The sequence below is a fragment of the Mesorhizobium qingshengii genome, from assembly GCF_900103325.1.
Classification (GTDB): domain Bacteria; phylum Pseudomonadota; class Alphaproteobacteria; order Rhizobiales; family Rhizobiaceae; genus Mesorhizobium; species Mesorhizobium qingshengii.
In genome coordinates this window covers 1-2,912 of record NZ_FMXM01000077.1, presented here as the reverse complement: position 1 = coordinate 2,912, position 2,912 = coordinate 1, and the positions used below count along the sequence as shown (strand labels likewise).

The 2,912-nt window shown below is 59.5% G+C and carries 1 protein-coding gene; it reads right to left on the bottom strand.

Going from position 1 to position 2,912, the window contains the following annotated elements; translation table 11 throughout:
* Nucleotides 1-173: 173 nt before the first annotated feature.
* On the bottom strand, nucleotides 174-2,093 hold the full coding sequence (locus BLS48_RS34280) for a potassium transporter Kup (protein ID WP_038652234.1): 1,920 nt from the start codon (nucleotides 2,091-2,093) through the stop codon (nucleotides 174-176).
* Between the last annotated feature and the right edge of the window lie 819 nt (nucleotides 2,094-2,912).

Sequence of the window (2,912 nt, the reverse complement as noted above, 5' to 3'; positions counted from 1 at the left end):
AAAGCGGTGGCGACGATAAAGCGGATCACGAGCAACTTCTGACATGGCCCATGTTCGCACATCTTCATCAGCCGTCGGTTAACTTTACGGTGCCCTCAACTACACTCCATAAAATCAAAATTTGTCTTGCATTCTATGGGGCGTCCGCAGATGCACCAACGCTGCGGCATGCCCTAAATCGTCACCTGGGTTCCGATCTCGACCACGCGCCCGGTCGGGATCTGGAAATACTCCGTCGCATCGGCTGCCGTGCGCGCCAGTCCGATGAACAGCTTGTCCTGCCACACCGGCATGCCGGAATTGGGCGACGCCTTGAGCGAGCGCCGCGACAGGAAGAACGACGTGGTCATGATATCGAACTTCCAGCCCTGCTTGTGGCAGATCGCCAGCGCGCGTGGAATGTTGGGCTGTACCATATAACCGAATGTCAGCGTCACCCGCATGAACAGCTCGTTGATATGCTCCATATTGACGCGTTCGCTGTCGGGCACCACCGGCTGCGGCGCCGTCACGACGGAAAGGATGACGTTCTGCTCATGCAGCACCTTGTAGTGCTTCAGGCTGTGCATCAGCGCGGTCGGCGCGCTTTGCGGATCGCTGGTCAGGAAAACCGCCGTGCCGGATACCAGCTGCGGCTTCTTCTTCAAAAGATTGCCGGCAAGGAAATCGAGCGAGATCTCGTTCCTGCGGGTCTTTTCGAACAGATACCTGGTGCCTCTTATCCAGGTCCACATGGTCATCACGACCACCGCGGCAACGGCAAGCGAAGCCCAGCCGCCTTCGAACACCTTGACAATGTTGGCTGCAAAGAAGCCGATGTCGATGAAGGCAAACAGCGCCGTCAATCCTGCCGCGACGCCAAATGGCCATTTCCAGATGCGCCGCATGACCACATAGAGCAGCACCGTCGTCACCAGCATGTTGCCGGTCACCGAAATACCGTATGCTGAGGCCAGCTTGCTGGATTCGCCAAAGCCGACCACCAGCAGTATCACCACCAGTGCCAGCAGCAGGTTGATTCGCGGCAAGTAGATCTGGCCTGACTGTTTTTCCGACGTATGCTGGATCACGAAACGCGGCAGCATGTTGAGCTGCACCGCTTGCCTGGTCAGCGAGAAAGCGCCGGAAATCACCGCTTGGCTGGCGATCACGGTCGCGGCGGTTGCCAGCACCACCATCGGGATCAGCATCCATCCCTCGTTCATCTCGAAGAACGGATGGCCGACGACGCCGCCATGCGCCAGCACGAAGGCTCCCTGTCCGGCATAGTTGAGCAGCAGGCAAGGAAACACGATCGCCAGCCAGGCGATCACGATCGGCTTGCGGCCGAAATGGCCGAGATCGGCATAAAGCGCCTCGGCGCCGGTGACAGCCAGGAAGACGGCACCGATGGTCACGAAAGAAACGTCGGGCGAGTTGATCAGGAAGGCGACGATATAATGTGGACTGACTGCCAGCAGGATTTCCGGATCGTCGATGATGTGGTTGAGGCCGGAAAGCCCGATGGCCAGAAACCATACGGCGGTCACCGGGCCGAACACCAGGCCCACGCCGCCCGTACCGAAGCGCTGCACCGCGAACACCATGGCGAGGATGACCAGTGTCAGCGGCACCACATAGGGCTGGAACGCGGGGGTAACGACATTCATGCCCTCGACCGCCGACAGCACCGAGATCGCCGGCGTGATGACGGCATCGCCGAAAAACAGCGAGGCGCCGACGATGCCGATGCCCAGGATCAGCGCCGAGCGCTTCGGGAAACCGCCGCGCGCCAAAGCCATCAGCGACAGCACCCCGCCCTCGCCGCGGTTGTCGGCGCGCAGCACGAACATGATGTATTTTACTGTGACTGTGATGGTGAGCGACCAGATAATCAGCGACAGCACGCCGAGAATATCGCCGCGCTCGGCAACATTGCCACCGGACGAAGCATGCAATGCCTCACGGAATGCATAGATCGGGCTGGTGCCGATGTCGCCATAGACGACGCCGAGCGCGCCCAGCATCAGAACCTTGGTGCTGTGCTGTTCGATCTCGGGATGGCTCGATTGTTCGACGGGTTCTGCCTCACTACCAGCATTGGTAAGGGCCATGGGCGACACTCCGGTAAGCGCGCGGTGCTCTACGCTTGCTGCGATGCAATATCAAGTGCCGCCACGGTATGGTAGCCAATGCCGGCATTGCGAGTTCTCCATCGGCTTAGCAGGCTCATCAGCCTCGAAGCCAGCGTGGGACCTTTGTGAGACCATGCCGAAGCTGCGGGAGTAACGAAGCCCCGAGCCAGTATCGGAACGTATAAGACTGCCCACATTGTGGAGCAGAATTGGCTGCACGTGCCGCCCACTTACTCAACTTCGCGCAACCGATAACCAAACGCCGGTTTAGGTGGTGATCTAGCGCGGCTGCCGCGATTACCCCATGTAATTACCGACGAAGGATTGCTAGCGGCGAACTCATGCTGGTCGGCAACGCGATACTGGCTGGAGCATCAGGTTGGCCGACGAGAGCGGCCCACCAAGTTGGGCAGGATCGGCCGACACGGTCGACATCGCGCCGCTCTGACAAGAGCACAGCGGGCACCCAGACACTGCCGGGTTGACTATGGGTGTCGGAACCGCGAAAAGGGGCCGCTCTTCATGAGTGGCGTGCGCCGGCAGTCTAACCCCAAGCCCCCCGCCCAGGCTGCCGGCGCGCTTCTAAAGCAGTTCCTGCGAACAATGAATCGATTGTGATGTGACGTCGAGCGGCGTTGGTGCATGGATCCGTGTCAACGGTTTGGCGATAGGCAGGCAGGATCGAAATCAGCTTGATACGAGTTGCCATGCCGTACAAACACAACGCCGATCGTCGTCATCACGTCGGAAAGATGAAATTCAGGGTGACGAATTGGCGTGACTACGAAGCAGGTCTGC